The sequence below is a fragment of the Reyranella sp. genome, assembly GCF_965279465.1.
GTDB lineage: Bacteria > Pseudomonadota > Alphaproteobacteria > Reyranellales > Reyranellaceae > Reyranella.
In genome coordinates this window covers 5,294,299-5,314,853 of the sequence record NZ_OZ257242.1, presented here as the reverse complement: position 1 = coordinate 5,314,853, position 20,555 = coordinate 5,294,299, and the positions used below count along the sequence as shown (strand labels likewise).

18 protein-coding genes and 1 tRNA gene are annotated in these 20,555 nt (G+C 65.4%); 6 read left to right on the top strand and 13 right to left on the bottom strand.

Translation table 11 applies throughout. The features are described from left to right. Positions 1-29: 29 nt before the first annotated feature. From hfq to ACQY8M_RS25915, 4 genes are read left to right on the top strand one after another with little or no spacing between them, the layout of a single operon-like run. Positions 30-272, top strand: a complete 243-nt coding sequence (hfq, locus tag ACQY8M_RS25930) for an RNA chaperone Hfq (RefSeq protein ID WP_428661685.1) — start codon at positions 30-32, stop codon at positions 270-272. A gap of 1 nt (position 273) precedes the next feature. After that, positions 274-1,638: a GTPase HflX gene (hflX, locus tag ACQY8M_RS25925; RefSeq protein ID WP_428661682.1), complete on the top strand. Its 1,365-nt coding sequence runs from the start codon at positions 274-276 to the stop codon at positions 1,636-1,638. 56 nt (positions 1,639-1,694) lie between these two features. Next, the gene (locus ACQY8M_RS25920) at positions 1,695-1,982 is read left to right on the top strand and encodes a co-chaperone GroES (protein WP_428661680.1); all 288 of its coding nucleotides are present in this window, start codon (positions 1,695-1,697) and stop codon (positions 1,980-1,982) included. Between the two features lie 5 nt (positions 1,983-1,987). Further along, complete coding sequence (locus tag ACQY8M_RS25915; RefSeq protein WP_428661677.1) at positions 1,988-2,821, top strand: inositol monophosphatase family protein; 834 nt, start codon at positions 1,988-1,990, stop codon at positions 2,819-2,821. A 101-nt stretch (positions 2,822-2,922) separates the two neighbouring features. On the opposite strand, the gene mazG is transcribed toward ACQY8M_RS25915, so the two are convergent. The 11 genes from mazG to ACQY8M_RS25860 form a co-directional block, all read right to left on the bottom strand. Continuing rightward, complete coding sequence (mazG, locus tag ACQY8M_RS25910) at positions 2,923-3,750, bottom strand: nucleoside triphosphate pyrophosphohydrolase (protein WP_428661675.1); 828 nt, start codon at positions 3,748-3,750, stop codon at positions 2,923-2,925. A 78-nt stretch (positions 3,751-3,828) separates the two neighbouring features. Further along, entirely contained in the window at positions 3,829-4,473 is a 645-nt protein-coding gene (locus ACQY8M_RS25905; protein ID WP_428661672.1) for a hypothetical protein, read from the bottom strand. 67 nt (positions 4,474-4,540) lie between these two features. Next, positions 4,541-5,308 carry an MBL fold metallo-hydrolase gene (locus tag ACQY8M_RS25900; RefSeq protein ID WP_428661669.1) on the bottom strand — a complete coding sequence of 256 codons (768 nt, stop codon included), beginning with the start codon at positions 5,306-5,308 and terminating at the stop codon, positions 4,541-4,543. Beyond that, positions 5,299-6,117, bottom strand: coding sequence for a TatD family hydrolase (locus ACQY8M_RS25895; RefSeq protein ID WP_428661667.1), 819 nt, complete (start codon positions 6,115-6,117; stop codon positions 5,299-5,301). The genes ACQY8M_RS25900 and ACQY8M_RS25895 overlap by 10 nt, the downstream gene beginning before the upstream one ends. Next, positions 6,117-7,661 carry a methionine--tRNA ligase gene (gene metG / locus ACQY8M_RS25890; protein WP_428661664.1) on the bottom strand — a complete coding sequence of 515 codons (1,545 nt, stop codon included), beginning with the start codon at positions 7,659-7,661 and terminating at the stop codon, positions 6,117-6,119. Before metG ends, ACQY8M_RS25895 begins: the two co-directional genes overlap by 1 nt. Positions 7,662-7,692: 31 nt before the next feature. Beyond that, positions 7,693-8,826 carry a DNA polymerase III subunit delta' gene (locus tag ACQY8M_RS25885; RefSeq protein WP_428661661.1) on the bottom strand — a complete coding sequence of 378 codons (1,134 nt, stop codon included), beginning with the start codon at positions 8,824-8,826 and terminating at the stop codon, positions 7,693-7,695. 3 nt (positions 8,827-8,829) lie between these two features. Next, on the bottom strand, positions 8,830-9,468 hold the full coding sequence (gene tmk / locus ACQY8M_RS25880) for a dTMP kinase (RefSeq protein WP_428661658.1): 639 nt from the start codon (positions 9,466-9,468) through the stop codon (positions 8,830-8,832). 13 nt (positions 9,469-9,481) lie between these two features. Further along, positions 9,482-10,753: a D-alanyl-D-alanine carboxypeptidase family protein gene (locus ACQY8M_RS25875; protein ID WP_428661656.1), complete on the bottom strand. Its 1,272-nt coding sequence runs from the start codon at positions 10,751-10,753 to the stop codon at positions 9,482-9,484. Further along, positions 10,737-11,774, bottom strand: coding sequence for a septal ring lytic transglycosylase RlpA family protein (locus ACQY8M_RS25870; RefSeq protein WP_428661653.1), 1,038 nt, complete (start codon positions 11,772-11,774; stop codon positions 10,737-10,739). Before ACQY8M_RS25870 ends, ACQY8M_RS25875 begins: the two co-directional genes overlap by 17 nt. Before the next feature lie 34 nt (positions 11,775-11,808). Beyond that, a complete protein-coding gene (locus tag ACQY8M_RS25865; protein ID WP_428661650.1) occupies positions 11,809-12,681 on the bottom strand; it encodes a lytic murein transglycosylase in 873 nt (290 codons plus the stop codon). Between the two features lie 109 nt (positions 12,682-12,790). After that, the gene (locus tag ACQY8M_RS25860; RefSeq protein ID WP_428661648.1) at positions 12,791-15,988 is read right to left on the bottom strand and encodes an AsmA family protein; all 3,198 of its coding nucleotides are present in this window, start codon (positions 15,986-15,988) and stop codon (positions 12,791-12,793) included. 120 nt (positions 15,989-16,108) lie between these two features. On the opposite strand from ACQY8M_RS25860, the gene ACQY8M_RS25855 reads away from it, so the two are divergent. After that, positions 16,109-16,873 carry a hypothetical protein gene (locus tag ACQY8M_RS25855; protein WP_428661645.1) on the top strand — a complete coding sequence of 255 codons (765 nt, stop codon included), beginning with the start codon at positions 16,109-16,111 and terminating at the stop codon, positions 16,871-16,873. Positions 16,874-16,906: 33 nt separating this feature from the next. Here the strand turns inward: ACQY8M_RS25855 and ACQY8M_RS25850 are convergent, their stop codons facing one another. Both ACQY8M_RS25850 and ACQY8M_RS25845 read right to left on the bottom strand, forming a co-directional pair. Next, on the bottom strand, positions 16,907-19,159 hold the full coding sequence (locus ACQY8M_RS25850; protein WP_428661642.1) for a hypothetical protein: 2,253 nt from the start codon (positions 19,157-19,159) through the stop codon (positions 16,907-16,909). A gap of 122 nt (positions 19,160-19,281) precedes the next feature. Next, positions 19,282-19,662 carry a hypothetical protein gene (locus tag ACQY8M_RS25845; RefSeq protein ID WP_428661639.1) on the bottom strand — a complete coding sequence of 127 codons (381 nt, stop codon included), beginning with the start codon at positions 19,660-19,662 and terminating at the stop codon, positions 19,282-19,284. A 742-nt stretch (positions 19,663-20,404) separates the two neighbouring features. On the opposite strand from ACQY8M_RS25845, the gene ACQY8M_RS25840 reads away from it, so the two are divergent. Then, a tRNA-Ser gene (locus ACQY8M_RS25840) sits at positions 20,405-20,494 on the top strand. Positions 20,495-20,555: the final 61 nt, after the last annotated feature.

Here is a 20,555-nt window from a genome sequence, read left to right as displayed (position 1 = left end):
CGCCGGATGCCCAGCAAGAGGCCAAGAACATGAGCGAAAAGGCACAAAACGTTCAGGACGTTTTCCTGAACCATCTGCGCAAGAACAAGACGCCGGTCACGATCTTCCTGGTCAACGGCGTCAAACTGCAGGGGATCGTCACCTGGTTCGACAACTTCTCGGTGCTGCTGCGCCGCGACGGCCACTCGCAGCTCGTTTACAAGCATGCGATCTCGACCATCATGCCGGTCACACCCGTGCAGCTGTTCGACGGGGACAAGGCTGACGGCTGATTTGACAGACGACATCGAACTCAACGGACACGACAGGCGCCCGCGGACGCTTCAGGAGACGGCGCGACCGGCGACCGTGGCCGCCGTCCTGAGCCCCTATGTCCAGGGCCCGCGCACAGGCAATCAGCGTGACAGCGATTCCAAGCTTGAGGAGGCGGTGGGGCTTGCGCGCGCAATCGACCTCGACGTGCAGTGGGAGCAGTCGGTGCCGTTGCGGAGGATCACGCCGGCGACGCTGATTGGCAAAGGTGTCGTCGAACGCGTCAAAGCTGTAGTGGAAGAGCAGGGGATCGGTCTCGTCGTCGTCGACGACCGGCTTACGCCCGTGCAGCAGCGCAATCTCGAGAAAGCCTGGAACACCAAGGTCATTGACCGCACGGGCCTCATCCTCGAGATTTTCGGCGCCCGCGCCCGGACCCATGAAGGCCGCCTGCAGGTCGAACTCGCCGCGCTCGACTACCAGCGCGGCCGGCTGGTCCGGTCGTGGACCCACCTGGAACGCCAGCGCGGCGGCTTCGGCTTCCTCGGCGGCCCCGGCGAAAGCCAGATCGAGATCGACCGCCGTCTGATCGGCGAGCGCATCGTGCGGATCAAGCGTGACCTGGAAGGCGTGCGCAAGACCCGCGCGGTGAACCGCTCCGGGCGCAAGAAAGCGCGCCTGCCGACGGTGGCGCTGGTCGGCTACACCAATGCCGGCAAGTCGACGCTGTTCAATCGTCTCTCCGGTGCCGACGTCTTCGCCAAGAACCTGCTGTTCGCCACGCTCGATCCGACGATGCGCGTGATCAAGCTGCCGGGCGGCCGCGATTGCGTGATCTCCGACACCGTCGGCTTCGTGTCCGATCTGCCGACCCACCTGGTCGCCGCCTTCCGTGCGACCCTGGAAGAGGTGGTCGAAGCCGACCTGATCGTCCATGTGCGCGATATCGCCCATCCCGATTCTGAGCGCCAGCGTGCCGATGTCGAGGAGGTGCTGAGCGCGCTGGGCGCCATCGAAGAGGGCGGCGGCACGCCGATGATCGAGGCGCTGAACAAGATCGACGCCCTGCCGCTCGAGCAGCGCGTCATCCTGCAGAGCCGGACCGCCGTCGGTCCCGAGCGCGACCGCCAATTCCCGGTGTCGGCGCTGAGCGGGGAGGGCGTCGAGCCCCTGCTGATCGCGATCGAGGACCTGCTCGGCAAGGACGCGGAGGCCCGCGAGGTCTCGGTGCCGCTCAGCGACGGTGCGACGATCGCCTGGCTCTACCGCCACGGCGAGGTGCGCAGCCGGCGTGATGACGGCGAAGTGGCCCGCCTGACGGTGGCGCTGGACGCCGCGGCCTCGGCCCAGTTCGAGCGCCGGCAATCGGAGAGCGGCGCGCGTTGACACCCGCCACGGCCGCTTCCTATAAGCGGCGCCTGTTCCAGAAAAGGGGAAACACCATGAATTTCAAGCCGTTGCACGATCGTCTGCTGCTCAAGCCGATGACCGCCGAGACCAAGACCAAGTCCGGCATCATCATCCCCGACACGGCCCAGGAAAAGCCGATGCAGGGCGAGGTGATTGCAGTCGGCAAGGGCAAGCGCCTGGAAGACGGCCGCCTGCAGCCGCTCGACGTGAAGGTCGGCGACAAGGTGATCTACGGCAAGTGGTCGGGCACCGAGGTCAAGATCGGCGGCGCCGACCACGTGATCCTGAAGGAAGAGGATCTGTTCGGCATCCTCGGCTGACCGCGATGCTGAAGCCCGGCGATTCGCAACGGGTCGCCGAGCTGATGCGCGAGACGGCGGCTGCCGAGCTGCTGCCGCGATTCCGCAATCTCGCAAAGGAAGATGTCCGCCAGAAGCGGCCGGGTGACTTCGTCACCGTGGCCGACGTCGCATCGGAGCAGCGGCTGGCCAGCGGGTTGGCCAGCATCCTGCCCGGCGTGCCGGTGGTGGGCGAGGAGGCGGTCGAGGGCGACGCCGGCCTCGTCGACCTCATCGCCCGACCTGGCGAGACGTGCTGGGTGGTCGATCCGCTCGATGGGACGAGCAACTTCGCGGCCGGACGCGACCGTTTCGCCATGATCGTCTGCCTGATCCATGACCGCGAGACGATCGGCGGCTGGATTCTCGACGTTCCGAACGACCGCCTGGCGGTGGCGCTGAAGGGGCAGGGCACGACGCTCGACGGCGTCCCAGTCCTCGGCAAGCCGCCGGATCGCCCGCCCAAAGGGCTCGTTGGCTACCGTGTCCGCAAGGAGATCGATCGGCAACTGGCGTCGGCCCCGCGGCAAAGGCTGGGCGAGCTGACGACACTCAACTGCGCCGGCCGCGAGTATATCGAGCTTCTGTCGGGCGCTTTCGATTTCAACCTCTATCGCATGACCAAGCCGTGGGACCACGCGGCCGGGGCGCTGATGCTCGCGGAGGCAGGCGGGCAGGCGCTCCGCCTCAATGGCGAACCCTACCGGCCGGCCGGCCGCATGGAGGCCGGCATCGTCGCCGCGACATCGTCCGAGGTCGTGGCGGAAGCCAAAGCGGTCTACGAGATGGTCCAGATGCCGCTTCTGGTGCCGAGGCCCTGAACCGGGAGGCTGCTGGGAGCGCGGCTCTCCAGAGCCGCTCATGGGATGTGGCAAGACCAAAGAAGAGCGGCTCGGGAGAGCCGCGCTCCCAGCCGAAGACATCAAGCTTTGGTCTTGGCTTCCTGCCAGAGAGCTTCCATTTCCTCGAGGCTCGCCTCGACCGGCTTGCGGCCCTGGGCTGCGAGGCGCGCCTCGACGTAGCGGAAACGCTTCTCGAACTTGTCGTTGGTCGAACGCAAGGCGGCCTCGGGGTCGACTTTGCAGTGTCGCGCAAGGTTGGCGACCGCGAAAAGCACGTCGCCCAGCTCATCCGTGATCCGGGCCGGGTCGGACTTGCCGGCGTCCAGTTCTGCGCGCAGTTCGCCCAGTTCCTCCTCGATCTTGTCGATCACCGGCCCGATGGTCGTCCAATCGAAGCCGACCCGGGCGGCGCGCTTCTGGATCTTCTCGGCGCGCAGCAGGGCGGGAAGGGCACGCGCCACCCCGTCCAGGGCGCCCGCCGGTTCAGCGCCGCCCGCCTTCTTTGCCCGTTCGGCCGCCTTGCGGGCCTCCCAGGAGATGGTCTGGGCATCGGCATCGGCGATCCTGAGGTCGCCGAAGACGTGAGGGTGCCGGTCCACCATCTTGTCGGCGATGGCGCCGGCTACGTCGTCGAACCGGAAAGCACCGATCTCGCTCGCCATCTGGGAATGGTAGACGACCTGCAGCAGCAGGTCTCCCAGCTCTTCCTTCAGGGCCGGCATGTCGTCGCGCTCAATAGCGTCGGCAACCTCATAGGCCTCCTCGATGGTGTACGGTGCGATCGTCCGGAAGGTCTGGTCTATGTCCCAGGGGCAGCCGTGCTGGCGGTCGCGCAGCCACGCCATGACGGACAGAAGGCGTTCCAAAGGGTCCTTGGGCAGCGAATCGACGGTGGGACGGTCACTCATGGCTATTGTACATCATACCTAGAATTATCGTATAATATATATTATGACAAATAGTCATTAGTACGATTTTATCATGGCTTACCAGTCTACTTTCAATTTAGACTTCAGGAGCGCCATCAGCTTGAGCCCATGGTCCGAATCGCGTGCAGCCACGCCCAGCGTCATCAGTGCGCCCTCCTTTGGCTTGCCTGGCCTCGGCACGACCAGATCGAACACGACACGCGTCTCGGCGTCGCCCGGCGCGGCCGGAACGTTCTGGTAGACGATCAGGAAAGATCCATCGCTGAGCTTTCGGGCTTGGGCCTGGATGCCCGGCTTGCGGGCTTTGATCGCGCCGGTCTTGGTTGCCGCATAATGTTCGGCGTCGTTTACACCCTCGTAGGCGAAATCGACCCGCCAGACGATGAGCCGGAAACGCTTGTCGCTGCTGAAGCCGACACCACGCTCCCAGTCCTCGTTGGCCTGCCAACCCAGCGGCATGGCGACCTCGATGCGGATCGCGTCGAACCGGATACGGGCAAATCCGCCGTCGTTGTCGATGCTCAGGATGCGGGCCTGGGTGGGAACGGCACCGCTGCCGATCATCGGGTCGATCTTGTTGAAGCTGGACCCTCGGTCAGCCACCGCAAAGTCCCTGAAAGTCATGCCGCCAGCGTCAAGAACGCCCTGGGCACGAGCTGCTGCTGGCACCAAGGCCAGCGCCGCCGTCCCGAGCAGCAGCAACCGCCGACTGCTCACTTTTTGTCCCGCCTTAACCATTAGATTAGGTTTACCTCCTAATCTCTTGAAATTACGTTGTAATTACCAGACCATCATGGCAGGGCTGGACGTTGGCCGGCGTGCGCCGGTCGAGTTCAGCATAGTCCATATCGACGTGGAGGTTCGTGAGGAAAGCGCGCTCCGGCCCAATCCTGTCGATCCATTCCAACGCCAGGTCGAGATGAGCATGGGTCGGGTGCGGCCGATAGCGCATGGCATCGACGATCATCACCGCGGCGCCCTTCATCAGTGGGAACGCTTCTTCAGGCACGCGCACGACGTCGTTGGCGTAGACAACGTCCCCGAACCGGAAGCCGAGCGATGGTATCGAGCCATGGTCGAGCGGGATTGGCGTCACGGCAACGGAACCGGCCGCGAGGAAGGGACCTTCGATCTCCCGGACGCGATAGAGAGCGTGATAGATGCTCTCCGTCGCGAAGACGTAGTCGAACCGGCGCCTCAGGATGCCGAGCGTACGCCGGTCGGCCCACGCCTCGATGGCGCCGGTTCGGAACGTATAGGGGCGAAGGTCGTCGATGCCGTGGACCTGGTCGGCGTGCTCGTGGCTCCAGATCACCGCGTCGACCTTCTCCACCCGGGCGTCCAGCAGCTGCGCGCGGACGTCCGGCGAGGTGTCGACCAGGATGGTCTTGCCCTGGTCTTCGACCAGGATCGAGCAGCGGGTGCGGCGATTGCGGGCGTCGGCCGGATCGGCCGCCCCCCACTCGCCCTTCCCGTCCTTGCCGCCGAGACGCGGAACGCCGCCCGAGGTGCCGCAGCCCAAAATGGTTACGCGCACGCTGGCGGCTCCGCTTGGGCGCGTTGTGCCTGGGCGCGCTGCGCCTTGGTGAACAGCCGGAAGAAGTTGTCCGTCGTCGCGGCCTCGAGCTCGGCCATCGAGATACCCTTAAGTTCTGCCACCTTGGCAGCAGTATGGGCGACGAAGGCCGGCTCATTGGTCTTGCCGCGCTTCGGGATCGGCGCGAGGTAGGGCGCGTCGGTCTCGACCAGCAGCCGGTCGAGCGGGATGTCGCGCACGATGGTCCGCAGGCTTTCGGCCGCCTTGAAGGTCACGATACCCGAGATCGAGATGAACAGGCCGAGAGCCAGGGCGCGCCGGGCGATCTCGGGTCCGGAGCTGAAGCAATGGATCAGGCCGGGGAAGGCGCCCTTGGCGTACTCCTCCTCCAGCATGTCGCCGGTTTCGGCGTCGGCGTCGCGTGTATGGACGATCAGCGGCAGGCCGGTCTGGCGCGACGCCGCGATATGGGCGCGAAAGCTCTCGGCCTGCTCGGCGCGGGGGCTGTGCTCGTAATAGAAATCGAGACCGGTCTCGCCGATGCCGACCACCTTGGCATGGTGCGCCGCCTCGATCAGCCGGTCGGGGGTGCGTTGCCCCTCCTCCTTCGCCTCGTGCGGATGGACGCCGACCGAACACCAGATATTGTCGTGACGTTCGGCAATCGCCCGGACGCGCTCGAACTGGTCGAGCCGCGTGCCGATGGTCAGCATGCCCGCCACGCCGGCGGTCCGGGCGCGGGCGAGCACGCCCGTCTCGTCGCCGGCAAGCTGGGGAAAGTCGAGATGGCAGTGGCTGTCGATCAGCATCAGGCTGCCTTGGGCTCGACGTAGCGCGGGAACACCCCCTGGGGCTTGGGCAGGCTGGTGCCCGGCTGAAGCTCGGTATCGAACGAATTGAACGCCCTGCCCTCCGCCGGCACGCCGAGCTGGTCGAGGATCTTCGCCGTCGAATCGGGCATGAAGGGCTGGACCAGCAGGGTGACCCGCCGGATCGTCTCGGCCAGCACCCACATCACCGTGTCGCGACGCACCGGATCGGTCTTGGCCAGCGCCCACGGCGCCTGGGCATCGACGTAGCGGTTGGCGTCGCCGATCACTTCCCAAATCTGGGTCAACGCGCGATGGAAGGACTGCTCGTCGAGCTCCGCGCGGACGATCGCCAGCAGGCCTTTGGCGCGATCGAGCAGCGCGTTGTCCGCCTCGGTCAGCGTGCCCTTGGGCGGGACTTTCTCGCCGCAGCTCTTGGCCACGATCGACAACACCCTTTGGCATAGATTGCCGTAGGCATTGGCAAGATCCCCATTGAGGCGGCCGATCAGGGCACGCTTCTGGAAGTCGCCGTCATTGCCGAACGGCACCTCGCGCAACAGGAAGTAGCGCACGGCGTCGAGCCCGTAGGCATCCACGAGGTCGACCGGATCGATCACGTTGCCGAGCGACTTGGAAATCTTCTGGCCTTCGTTCGTCCACCAGCCGTGCGCGAAGACGCGTTGCGGCGGCGCCAAGCCCGCGGCCATGAGGAAGGCCGGCCAGAACACGCAATGGAAGCGGATGATGTCCTTGCCGACCATGTGCAGATCGGCCGGCCAGTACTTCCACAACGGGCCATCGGTGTCGGGATAGCCGCACTCGGTGATGTAGTTGGTGAGGGCGTCGAGCCAGACGTACATGATGTGCTTTGGGTCGCCCGGCACCGGTACACCCCACGAGAAGCTGGTGCGCGAGACCGAGAGGTCCTGCAGGCCGCCCCTCACGAAGCTCAGGATCTCGTTGCGCCGGCTGTCCGGCCCGATGAAGCGCGGGTTCTTCTCGTAGAGCTCGAGCAGCCGGTCGGCCCAGGCCGAGAGCTTGAAGAAGTACGACGGCTCCTCGACCCATTCGACCTCGGCGCCGGTCGACGTCGCACGCCGCTTGCCGTCGCTGCCGACCTCGGTTTCGCCCTCGACGAAATAGGTTTCGTCGCGCACCGAGTACCAGCCGGCATAGCTGCCGAGATAGATGTCGCCGGCGGCCACCAGCTTTTCCCACAGCGCCTGGCAAGAGGCGTAATGACGGGGCTCGGTGGTGCGGATGAAGTTGTCCGGGCTGTAATTCATCTTGCCGACCAGGTCGCGGAACGACTGGCTGACCTTGTCGGTGAACTGCTGCGGCGAGAGGCCGGCGGCGGCCGCGGCCTTCTCGACCTTCTGGCCGTGCTCGTCGGTGCCGGTCAGGAAATGGACGTCGTAGCCGTCGAGCCGCTTGAAGCGCGCGAGCACGTCGCAAGCGAGGCTGGTGTAGGCGTGCCCGATATGGGGCACGTCGTTGACGTAGTAGATCGGCGTGGTGACGTAATAGGTGCGACTCGACATGATCACTGAACTCCGGTCGCCGCCGTCGCCGTCAGCGCATCACCGATTGGAAAATCAGGAAGCTGTTGAGCACCGTCTGCTTGCGGTCAAGATTCACTGGAGGATCGGCGCGCGACAACAAGCGGGCGATCTTTTCCCATGCCTCGATCCAGTGATCAAGGCTGGCCGCGGCGAGCAATTTCTGATGCAACCCCTTCTCCGCGGACACCACGGGCGGGTCTCCTGCGGCTACCGCCCAGCTGCGCGCCAGTCCCTTGAACCAGCGGTCGAACAGGTAATTGAACGAGCGCCAGTCGGCATTCGCTTCCTCGCCGCGCCGTGAGAATTTCTCCGCGAAGCCGTGCAGGCGCGGCATGTCGAGCCCGGGCAGCGTGGCCAGGACCTCGACCATCTCGCGATAGAGGCCGAGGCTGCCGGCGCTTGCGAGCTCGAGCGCACGCCCGATGCTGCCTTCCGAGAGCCGGGCGAGCGCCCTCCTCTCGTCCGGCGCCGTGTTGGGCGCATAGTCACCCAGCAAGCCGATCACGGCCTCGTCTGCGAGCGGCTGCAGGGCAAGACGGCGGCAGCGCGACCGGATGGTGGGAAGCAGTCGTCCCGGCGCGTGGGCAACGATCAGCAGCACGGCGTTGGGCGGCGGCTCTTCGAGGACCTTCAGCATGGCGTTGGCCGCATTGCGGTTCATCTCGTCAGCGGCGTCGACGATGGCGACCCGCCAGTCGCCCATCGACGGCGTCATGTGCATGAACTCGCCGAGGCCGCGCACGTCGTCGATCGTAATCTCGTTCTGGATGCGCGCCTCCTTGGGATGAAGCGTGCGCCGCAGGTGGAAAAGGTCGGGATGGGTCCGCGCATCGACAAGCGAGCGGCCCGGCGCCTCGCGCGCCACGTCGAGCGTGTCCGGCGCGCCGCCGAACAGGCCGCCGCCCTGCTGGCCGGCCAGCATGAAGCGGGCGAAGCGCCAGGCCAGTGTCGCCTTGCCGATGCCGCGCGGTCCGGTCAGCAGCCAGGCGTGATGCAGCTTGCCCGACTGCTGCGCCGCCAGCATCGCGCGTTCCGCCGGCTCGTGGCCGGCCAGCCGGTCATTGCGCCACGGCGGCGGCCAGTCGTACGGCCATTCGAGCTTCTCCATCTCGGCCGCATCGGCAGTGGTCTTGCCGCGCGCCACTGCTCAGGCTCCGAGTCGCTCGGCCACGTTTCGCGCGATCGCGGTGGCGATGGTGTCGACATCCCTGGACGCGTCGATGACGGCGCAGCGCTCAGGCTCCGACTTGGCGATCTCCAGGAAACCATTATGCACGCGCTCGTGGAAATCGCGCGGCAGGCTTTCGTAGCGTGTCTCCGTACCGCGCCGGCCGGCGGCGCGCGCAAGGCCCGTTTCGATCGGAAGATCGAGGATCAGGGTAAGGTCGGGCTGAAAGCTGCCGATCGCGACGTCATGCAGCCGGGCAAGCATGGCGAGATCGAGCCCATGGCCGTAGCCCTGATAAGCCCGTGTCGAATCGGCAAAGCGGTCGGAGATCACCCACGCGCCGCGCTTCAGCGCCGGCCAAACGGTCGACCGCAGGTGGTCGCGGCGGGCGGCATAATGCAGCAGCGCTTCGGTCGGGCCGTCCCAGCGTTCCGCCGGGCCCTCGACCAAAAGCTTGCGGATCAACTCGGCGCCGGGCGAACCGCCCGGTTCACGAGTGGCGATCACCTCACGTCCCCGCGTCCTGAGCCAATCGGCGAGGCGCACGATCTGCGTCGACTTTCCCGCCCCTTCGCCGCCCTCCAGTGTGATGAAGTGCCCCGCTCCCCCGTCCGTCACGACAGCCAGTCCGTCACGACAGCCAGCCGAAAAGGTAGTGACGCACGAGGGTCGTCATGCGTCCGACCAACCCCTGGCGTGGCACGTCGGCGCCTGCCTCGAGCGGATACTCCATCACCCGTCCATCGGGCAGTGTCAGCGCCGCGGTGCCGAGCTTGGTGCCCTTCACGATCGGTGCCGGCAGCGGACCGTCGAAGCGCGCGACCAGGCGCGGCTGCGGCGGCTGCCCGGTTGGGCTGGTGATTTGCACCGAACGCGCGACGACCAGCGGCACCTTCTCCTGCGCGCCCAGCCAGACCGGCGCCTCCACGACGGTATCGCCCGCCCGCAGGATCGTGGTGTTGGTGGAATCGCGGAAACCCCACTCCATCAGGCGCGACGTCTCCTGCGCGCGCTCGGCCATGGACGAGAGGCCGTTGACCACCAGGATCAGCCGCCGCCCGTCGCGCACCGCGGAGGTGGCCTGGCCGTAGCCGCCCTCCTCCGTATGGCCGGTCTTGAGGCCGTCGGTTCCCGGCGTGATCTTGAGCAGGCGGTTGCGGTTGTCCTGCTTGATGTTGTTGTAGGTCCAGTTGACGATCGCATAATAGGGATAGAGCTTCGGGAAATCGTTGATCGTGTGCCAGGAGAGCAGCGCAAGGTCCCGCGCCGTCGTCATCTGGCCGTCGGCGGGCCAGCCCGACGAATTCTTGAAGACCGTGCCGGTCATGCCGAGTTCCTTGGCCTTCTTGTTCATGCGCTCGGCGAAGCTCTCCTCGGTACCCGCGAGTCCTTCGGCAATCACGACACAGGCGTCATTGCCCGACAGCACGATCATGCCCTTGATCAAATCCTCGACGCTGACCTCACTGTTCAGCTCGACGAACATGCGCGAGCCCTGCATTTTGTAGGCGCGCTCGCTGACGCGAAAGCGCGTGTCAGGGTTGATCCGTCCTGCTGCCAGCTCCTCGAAGGCGATGTAGATGGTCATCAGCTTGGCCATCGAGGACGGATGCATCGGCTTGTCGGCATCCTTGAACAGCAGCACCGTCGAGGTCTGAGGATCGATCATGAAGGCGAACTGCGCCAGCGTGCCGATGCCGATCTGCGAGGGCAGCAGTGCCTCGGTCTTCGGCGGTTCGTTCTTCCCCGGCCTGGCGGCGGCCGGCTTTTGCGCAGGTTTGGCCGGCGGCTTCTGGTTTTGCCGTTTGGGCGGCTCCTGCTGCTGAGCGAGAGCTGCGGGAACGGCGCCTGCAAGAGCCAGCGCCGCCATCAGGGAGAGCAGTCGATCAATCCGCCACAACACGGGCATCACCATAGCCTGAGCGCTTCAGCCGGTCGGCGACGCTGCCGGCGGCCTCCTGCGTCGAATAAGGTCCCAAGCGCACACGATATACCTCACGGCCGCCCGAGGCCCCTTGGGAAATCTCGGACGTGCCGTAGCTGGTGATCATGCCGCGCTGCTTTTCGGCATTGCCGGCTGTCGAAAAAGCACCGGTCTGAACGTAAAATCCGCCGCCGGGTGTCCCGCTCGCAGGCGGTGGGGAGGCTGCCGTAGCGGCAACCGAGGCTACGCTCGGCGCAGCACTGGCCCCTATCCTGCCGCCCCAGCCCGGTGGGGGGCCTGGCGGCGACACCGTCGGGCTTGGCGGGCTGCTTCGATAGACCGTGACGGCGGGTGTGGGCACCGGCGGTGGCTCCACGGGTGGCGGTGGTGGCGGAGCGGGCGGTGGCGCCTGCGCGGTCGCCATGACCGCAGGTGCCCCACGCCGGCCGTTCGCGATCGCGGCGCGCTGCTCGTCGGGACCGCCGCCGCTGATGGCGATCTGCTTCACCGCCTGGCTTTCCGCCTCGAGCTGGTCGATCCGGACCCGGGCAGTGCCGTTCCGCGTCATGCCGAGCTCCTCGGCAGCCACCCGAGACACGTCGAGGATGCGCGAGCGCGCAAACGGTCCCCGGTCGTTGACCCGCACGACGGTCGACTGGCCGTTCTCGAGGTTGGTAACCCGCAGCACCGACGGCATCTGCAGGGTGCGGTGGGCCGCGGTCCTGTCGTGCTGGTCGTAGGTCTCGCCGTTGGCCGTATTCTTGCCGTGGAAGCCAGGGCCGTACCACGACGCGACCCCGGTCTCGACGTGCTTGAACTCTTCCATCGGCACGTAGGTGACGCCGTCGATCGAATAGGGCTGGCCGACCTTGTACATGCCGCGGCTCGCCACGCTGCTGCCGCCGCTTCCGGGGCTGTGCTTGCTGCCACAGGCGCCGGCCAGCATAAGAGCCAGCAAGGCCGTGCAGACGCGCGCAGTTCTCTCAAGGGCTGGGGGCATCTTCCCCCAATTATACATAATCTTGACCCGAGCGTCAGGCGGCGATGCGATCCGACAGCAGGCCCACGGCCAAGCCGAAGAAATCCGACTGGTTCCAGCGCAGGATGACCCGGAAATTCTCGGTCGTCCGGTAGGCCGGGCCATTGGGTCCGGACGGCCTCACCAGCCGCTCGCCCGGCCCGGCCGGGGCGCCGGTCGAGACTTCGCCGCCCCAGCCGAGGCCCGGCTTCCAGCCGACCCGCCGCAGGTAGTTGGCGATCGAGGCGAAGACGTCGGCCTTGTTGGTCCAGATGTCCTTGCGGCCGTCGCCGTCACCATCGGCGGCATAGGCCAGGAAGCTGGTCGGGATGAATTGGCACTGGCCCATCGCGCCTGCCCACGATCCCTTCATGGCATGGAGGCCGATATGACCCTGCGACACGATCTTGAGCGCCGCGATCAGCTGCTCGCGGAAGAACTTGGCGCGGAAATTGTTGTAGGCGAGCGTCGCCAGTGCAGCCACGACCTCGAAATCGCCGAGCCGGGCACCGTAGTTGCTCTCGATGCCCCACAGCGCGACGAGGGTCGAATCGGGGATTCCCGCGGGCGCAGCGAAGCGACTGACCAAGGCGCGGTTCTCCTTCAGCAGCGCCCGGCCGCGCGTGACCCGCTCGGGCGACACGACGATCTCGAGGTAGCGCTCGAAGGTCATCTTGAACTCGGGCTGGTTACGCGCCTGCTCGAGCACCCGAGGGATCTGCTCGACACTGCCGAGCGCGCTGTCGAGCGTCCCGGCATCGACACCGGCCTTGGCGGCGTCGGCGCGCAGGGTGCGCAGCCAGGCTGCGAACTTGGGATCACTGCTCTGTGCGTGCGCGAGGGCCGGAGCGAGGAACACGACCGAACTGAGGAGACGCCTGCTGATCATGGCCCGATTATAGGCCAGAACGCGCACCGCCTCGACCCTGCGCGCCGCCTGGTCGGTATGGATCCCTGGCCATGCTCCGGATGACACCGAGTAGCATGATAAACTCTCTTCAACGGCCAAAGATGTTCGGAAGCTGAGGCATGGGAATGTGCGGTACGGGAATCGAGAGGCTTGGCACAGGCACATGCGGCAGGTTCTGGAAGATGCTGGTCACGCCGGGCGGATCGCTGGCGGAGCCGCGCACCGCATTGAATGAGGGCGCACCCAAGGGACCGCGGGCCGTGACGATCAGGTAGGGCGCCGACGGATCCTCGTTCAGCATGAAGTTGATCGTGCTGTCGGTCGTGCCGTTGCCCAGATCGGTGCGTGTGGCGATGGTCGCCCGGGCGCCGTTCCCCTGCAGGGTCAGGTTCCGGTCGGTCAGCACGCCGCCTGCTATCTCAACATTGCCTGACAACGCATTGTCGTTGTTGACGAAGCGATTCAGCACCAGCGAGATCGCGTTCAGGAGGTTACCGACGCCGACGCCTCCCTTCTCGCCGAGGACGCTCATGACGTTGCCCAGCGTGGCGTCGATGACGCCGCCCGCCACCCCCGTCGCGGCCGACCCGAGGATTTGCAGGAACCTGTCGGCGCGTGCACGGATATGACCGTTCAACCGGGCGCCACCGGCAAGCGACTTCCTGATCTCGGCAACGGTCGTCCCATTGCCGCGAAGCGCCACACCATCGGCGCTGAGGTTGCCGTCGATCGCAATCCTGATGAGGCTGCCGATCTCGTTGGTGCCGGAGCTGCGACGCAGCACCTCGCCGACCTCGATGTCGCGTGCCTCTCCCTTGAACTCGAAGGACAGCGAAGGCTCGCGGCCGTCGACGACGCCCGCGAGGTTGATGGTTCCGCCATAGAGCCCACCCTCGAAACGGGAGACGGTGAGCACGCCGTCCTTCAGGGTCGCGGCGATTTCGGCATTGCCCAGCGGCACAGGAGCGCCGCCGAGGCTTGCCACGGAGACCTTGAGCGTCCCGTCGACGCGGCGCAGCGGTGTTCCGATGGTCTGCGAATCGAGAGTGGCCACACCGCTTTGCGGACGGCGGGCGACGCTCCCTCCTCCCAGCCGTCCGAAATCTAGCGTGGTCGTCCGGAGATCGGCGGAAATGACGGGCTTGCTGCCTGACAGGTCGGCACCGATCGCGGCCTCGATCGGCTGACCGTTGACGGCGATGCTGCCCTTGTAGGATGCCGATGTGATCCTACCCCCCTTTGCGCCGGCGCCGGGCAAGGCGAACACGCCGTTGGCCAGCACGCTCCATCCCACCGCATCGAGCGCGCAGTCGCGCAGAGTGAGGCCCTCCCAGTCGCCAGCGACGCCGCCGCGCAGGCGCAGCGGCCCCATCCCGGCCGGGGTGCCACCCGCGAGCTTCAGCACGCGATCCATGTCGGACGCCTCGAAGTCGAGGGTGAAATCGACGCGCGGTTGGGGCGTCCAGTAGCGGGCGACAGCGCCGCGGATTGCGACTCGCGCGCCGACCAGGTTCGCGACCCTGGCCTCGTTCATCCGCAGCGTGCCGGCATCCCGCGCGACATCAATGGCGACGCCGGTGATCGCATCGCCGCGGTAGTCGATCCTGCCGACCTTGAGCTTGAGCCCGATCGACGGACCCAGCAGCGCGAGGATGGGCGTGACCGAGGCCATTGCCGAAGCCTCCGGCGCCGGCGTCGAGCCGGCCGGAGGCATGTAGGAATCGAGATCGAACGCCCCGAGCTCGACCTGGGTCACGATCGACAGCGGCATGGTGAAGTTCACCACGATTCCGCCCGCCCCCTGGAGGTCATCGAGGGCGAAGATGGCGTCGGTCACCTGGACGTTGCCGCGGTTCGACCCGAGGCGTCCCTTGACACTGAGCTGCGTCAGCTTGTTGGCCGGTATCGACGAGACATCGATCGCGAGCCATGCCAGGGTTTCGCGCAGCTTTGTCCCAATCAGGCTGAAGTCACCAGACACGGTCGGTCGCGCCGGATTCCCGCCCATCGTGGATCTTGCCTGCACTGCCAGATCGCCCGGCAGGGTGGCGGTCAATCTCGGCACAGCGACGGCGCCGCCCCGTGCCTCGAGCTCCAGGGCCACGTCGCGGACGGGTTTTCTGTTGTAAATCACCTCGCCGGCCTCGAGCGACAGCCGGGCGTCGAGGGCCGCCAGCCAACCGGGACCGGACGGCGGCGCGGCCGCGGAGGGCGAACCGATCGATGCCGCGGGTGGCGCGGTTGGCAACTCTGCCAATTGGTCGGGAAGCGCGATCGCCGCCAGCCAGCGGTCGAGATCGAGCCGGGGGGCCGTGAACCTTGCCTCGACGGCGAGCGAAGGCGTTAGGGCAAGCGCGAGCGAGCCCGAACCGCTGTCTTCGCCGAGCACCAGCTTGAAGTCCTTGGCTATCACCGCCTTCGACGAAAGATCGACGGGACCATCGAACCTGAACTTGCCGGCCAGCAAGGGCGGCAAGCGAATCCGGGACTGACCGGCGATTCCGAGCAGTGTCTCGGCGAATGCCAGAAGATTGTCCGCCGACGCCGTGGCCCTGCCCGACAGGCGCGCCGCGAGTCCCAGCTCGCTCAAGGTGCCTTTGTACGAGAGCCTGCCGCCTCCTGCCTCCAGCGTGGCGTCGATGGCGTAGCCGCTGTTGGTTCTGGTGCTCGCCGCCAGGCCGATCTTCAGGGGCGCGCCGTTGACGGTCGCGCTGCCGGCCAACGAATAAGGTCCGTCGATCGACCCGACCGACGCGCTGAAGTCGGCGTTCTCGGCGGCCATCGCCAGCCCGGTCCTGGAATCATTGAAGAGAAGTGTGCCGTTCTTGACCGTGAACCGGTCGAGTGACAAGGGTTTGGACGAGCCGGGTCCTGCCGCCGCCATCGAGGGAGCGAAATCCCAGTTCGGCTTACCCTCGACATCGATCTCCAGGGCGATCTTCGGCTCCACGAGCGCCACCTCGGAGACCTCGATGTCACCTACGAGCAAGGCAAGCAGCGAAGGGGTCACGTTGACCGACTTCACCTCGACCATGTTGGGGTTCTTCGAGCCCGGCACGTTGAGAAACCTGACGCCATCGAGCTCGACGCTGGGCGTCGGCAGCAACGACAGACGGATCGGGCCATCGATGGCGATGTCGCGGCCCGTCGCCTGCTTCACCTGGGCGGCAATCTCCGGCTTGTAGGCATCGGTGTCGATCACCGAAGGCAAGACCAGCAACGCGGCGATCACCAGGCTGAGGAAGCCGGCGGCGCCGATCAGAAGCCTCTTGCGATTGAATGCCATCGAACGCCCAATCTCTCAATGACGGGATAGTAGCGCATCCCCCGTGACTGGACACAGTCGCTTCGTCGTTGCACGGATCATTGCTCGCGGTACCATCGTCCCATGTCCCGGACGATGAACATGGCAAGCCTTCAGCAGGCATGGGCCGCCTTGCGGCCCAGGCTGACAATACTGGAGCCGGTACAGTTCTCCTCCAGCCAATGGTCGATCATCGAAAGCATGCGTGCAAATTTCAATGATCGCGAGGCGCACACCCGCTTGCCCATGGCAATTGCCCGCTTTCGCGACTCTGCAAGAAAGGAGATCTACGAACACGCAAGGCGCTTCGACGAAGTCAGAACGGTATATGTCGACGACAATTGGCTGCGGGAAAATTTTGCCGACGGCGCCCCCGACACGATGGCGAACTATGCGCGTCTCTATAATGACGATGTCGATGAGATGATGAGCGTGCTCGTTCCTTCGGCACGCTATCGCAAGGAGCACTACGCGTACGGCAAATTCACCGTTCCGCAGCCGCACGGCCTGCACACCGACCATAGTGCTGAGGACCCGGCCAGCGGGGGAGAACCGATCTGCATAGCCAGAATCGAAACCCTGGGGACACACTACATTACCGGCGATTATCGGGCGCACGGCCCTGAACTGCAGAGCATGCTGAAAGCTTTGAGATACTGGATCCCCGTTCCCGAAGGCGAGCCGGAAGACATCTTCAACGCGCTGTTGAAGCGCGAAACGCTCAAGACCATTCCGCTGAACCATGTGGTGCTCATGGTCGCGGGAAACAGTTCACCGAATTCTCAGGTGACGCAGCACATCGCCGCCAGGCCGCCTGCCGGCGGGCTGCATTCGGCGTTTTTCCAGAGGCAATACAAGCTCGCCTGAGAGACTCTTTCCGCGACCGGCTGCGTCGTTGCCCTAAACTATCGAAAAGTCGCCGGCTGTCAGCGCAAGCCCGGAGGAAAGCTTTGCGAATTGTACCGCACCGCCGACCGCGCTTCCATTGCTGTCATAGAACAGCTTGCCGGTATCGGTCTCGTAGATGACCCGGTCATCGGCGTCCTGTGCGGTGCCGCTGGCATTGGCCACGAACTGGAGCGCACTCAAGGTCCCCGTGCCCACGATAGCGTCGAATATCGCGTGGCTCAGCCGGATCGTGTCGGCGGCGACACTGAAGTCGGCGATCGTGTCGATATTGCCCGCAGCCAGGCTGGTGGTGAACGCGAACACGTCCGAACCGCCCCCGCCCCTCAGCACATCGATTCCGGCGCCGCCGTCCAGCGTGTCGTCGCCGATGCCGCCGCTCAGGGAGTTGTCGAACTCATTACCCTTCAGGGCCAACCCCGCCGTCCCGAAAACCCGCAGGTTCTCGACCTCCTGGCCGGCTCCCAGGACATAGTCGACGATGCTGCGGACCGTGTCGGTTCCCTGGCCCGTGCCCTCGATGACCTGATCGCCCGGATCGTTGACGTAGTAGACGTCGTTGCCGGTGCCTCCCGCCATGACGTCGGCGCCGCCGCGGCCGCTCAGCCGGTCGTCGCCTCCGCCGCCGTTCAGCGTGTCGTGACCCGAGTTTCCGGCAATATCGTTGTCGAGCCCATTGCCTGTCAGGGTCAGCCCGGCCGCCGAATAGGCTCGCAGGTACTCGATGTCCTGGCCGTCGGCGAGGGTGTAATCGACGGTGCTGCAGATCTTGTCGATGCCCTGGCCGGTGGTCTCGGTGACCTGATCGTCCACGTTGTCGACGTAGTAGACGTCGTTTCCGCTGCCTCCCGCCATGACGTCGGCGCCGCCGCGGCCGGCCAGCCGGTCGTCGCCTCCGCCGGCGTTCAGCGTGTCGATGCCCGAGCCTCCCCTGATTCGGTTGCCGAGTTCATTGCCCGTCAGGGTCAGCCCCGTCGTCCCGCGAGCCCGCAGATTCTCGACCTCCTGTCCTGCCGTCAGGGCGTAGCTGACGGTGCTGAAGATCGTGTCGGTTCCTTCACCCACAGACTCCGTCACTCGATCGCCCGCATTGTCGACGTAATAGGCGTCGTTGCCGGCCCCACCCGCCGTCAAGTCGGCTCCGACGCCGCCGCTAAGACGGTCATTGCCTGAAGTGCCATACAGCCTGTCGCTGCCGCTCGTGGCTCGAATATGGCCCCTGCTCCACAACGGCAAGGTAAGGCCGGGCTTCAGCCCGGTCGGCCGATGAGTGCTGGGGTTGTCCGCGTAGATGCCGAACTGCTGCTCCAACCCTCCCTTCGACGGCTGGTCGAACGCGTTGAAGATGAACAGCGGTATGGTCTTGCGGCCGTTGTTGTTGTACTGGCCGTTCAGCCACGTCTTGATCTGGTCGTAGACCCTGATCTCGTTCTCCAGGGTGTAGAAGGAGGAGTAGCCCGTTTCGCCGACGTACGGCGCGAGCTTGCTGCCCAGCTTGGTGTAGAGCGACTTGTAGTACTTGATGACGGGATCGAATTCCGGACTCGCAAACTGGCCGTGCTCGTTGCTCGGCGTGTAGTCGTTGAACAGAACCACGGGGTTGCCGCCGTTCCAGGACGAGCTCCAGTGCTCATAGATGTACCGCGTGGCGCCGACCGCGACGGGGGCGCCGGCGTCCGTCCGGGTGTAGGCGGCGATGGTGGTCGAGACGGCGATGGAGCCCAGCCCCGCTTTCTTCAGCGACGCACTGAGGTTGTCGAAAGCGGAGCGGAACCAGCCCATGTACTGGCTGACGTTCGGCGGATGGTTGTCCGCCTGGTCGACTTCGTTGCCGAGGAGGATCATCGACAGGTGATCCTTCACCGCCTGCTTGCTGCCGAACGACGTGATGAGCATCTGCACCCATTTGTCGGTGTAGGCGGCGCTTGTCATCGACCCCGGACCTGACCACGCCGAGCCATAGCCTCCCTGGGCCAGGGCGCTGGTGTAGGTGCCCATCACGAGCTGGAGATCCTTCGACTGGGCGACGTACTTGATCACCTGTAGCTGGTCGGGGTCGATTACCGGATTAGCCCCTCCCGGATTCGCCACATCGTGGAACGTCTTGATCAACCCGAAGTTCTTGGTGATTGCATCGAGATCTGCGGTGATGCTGCGACCGGTTCGGCCATTCGCCCACGTCTCGTAATTGATACCGAGGTTGTAGTTGAAGGGCGTCCTGGCGGGAACGAGCGGATCAGCAGCCATTTCGTCTTCTCCCCGACTTTCATTTCTCGGGCATCGCGGATCAAGCTCGCGACCCTTTCTGCAACTAGCGCGTCCGCGGCTGTCAGGGCAATAGCGGAACTTGCGCGAAGCCCCCCTTTCGCTTATCGGGTCGGCGCCTTGGCCTTGGCGGGATAGGGCTGCCCGCGAGTCCATTCTGCGATGATGTTGCCGATCGCAGCCGCGATGTCCGCGTCTGCCATGGTTTGCGGGATCGCCAGCGCCGGTGATTTGGACGACGGTATCGCCCGTACGCGCCGCCGTCGCAATGCAACCAAGGGATGGCCCTTGCGGCGAACTCCAGGATTACAGTCGGCATGATGCTCGATCACTTCGACTTCTTCGTCTCGCAGGAAGACCGAAGCATTGTTTCTCCGGGCGTCGCGATGAGAGCAAAGATAGCTATGAAGCCGGGCGACCACCGCTGCCGCAGCCGGCAGCGGCTCGGCCGATCGTCGCGCCCCCCCCGACTTAAGCGGCACCACTTTTGCGCTCCGCTTCTCCGAGTGCGCCCTCGCGCGCCGAGATGGCGACGCCATAGATTTGCCCAGCCATAATCCGGTGCCTTCCCCGACCTGGTTGTGGTCAGGGCCGGGCGGGGAGTTTCCGAAGTTCCCCCGCCCCTGGCCCGACGAAACCGAAGCCTACGGAGGCATGATGACTGTCCAATTGCCACTGTCAGGCTCTCGGCCGCGCAACACGAGCGAGCGAGCAACCGAGGTCCGCGCACTTGCCCGTGATACCGAGCATCTCAAGGTCAGAATCATGTCGGAGCACATCGCAAAGCTGTTGGAGCAATAGCGGACAGGCAAGAAAGGAAGGGCCAGGATCACGAGGTGCGCGCGAACTGGCCAACGGCGCTGCAACCTGGGGCGCGCCGCGGCACACCCATACGCCGCAATTGATCGATGCGAACATCGACATTGTCACGATCAGCGAGCGCCTGGCCCATGCGTCGACGTTCATCACACGCCAGGTCTACGCACATCCACATCAGCGGCGCGATGACAAGGCGGGCGCGGCGGACGTCGTGGCACTCGCGCGCTTAGGATACACCCGAAAGGACGAGGTCTTGGGAATCCCGTGCCGATCGTCTTCGCGTGCTGTCGTTCCTCGGCGGGCTTATCCGGGCCGCGACCAAGCTGTAGCGGGTGGGTGCCAATCGGGTGTCATTTTCGCCTTTCGTTCCGAGCGGTGCTCAGCTAAAAGGCCCGCCACTATTGCCACGGATGGGTGGCCGAGCGGTTTAAGGCACCGGTCTTGAAAACCGGCGTGGGTTCACGCCCACCGTGGGTTCGAATCCCACCCCATCCGCCAGAACGCTATCCGCCCTGTTCCAAAGTTGTCCGAAGCATTGCTGAAAATGTGGGTTTGGTGA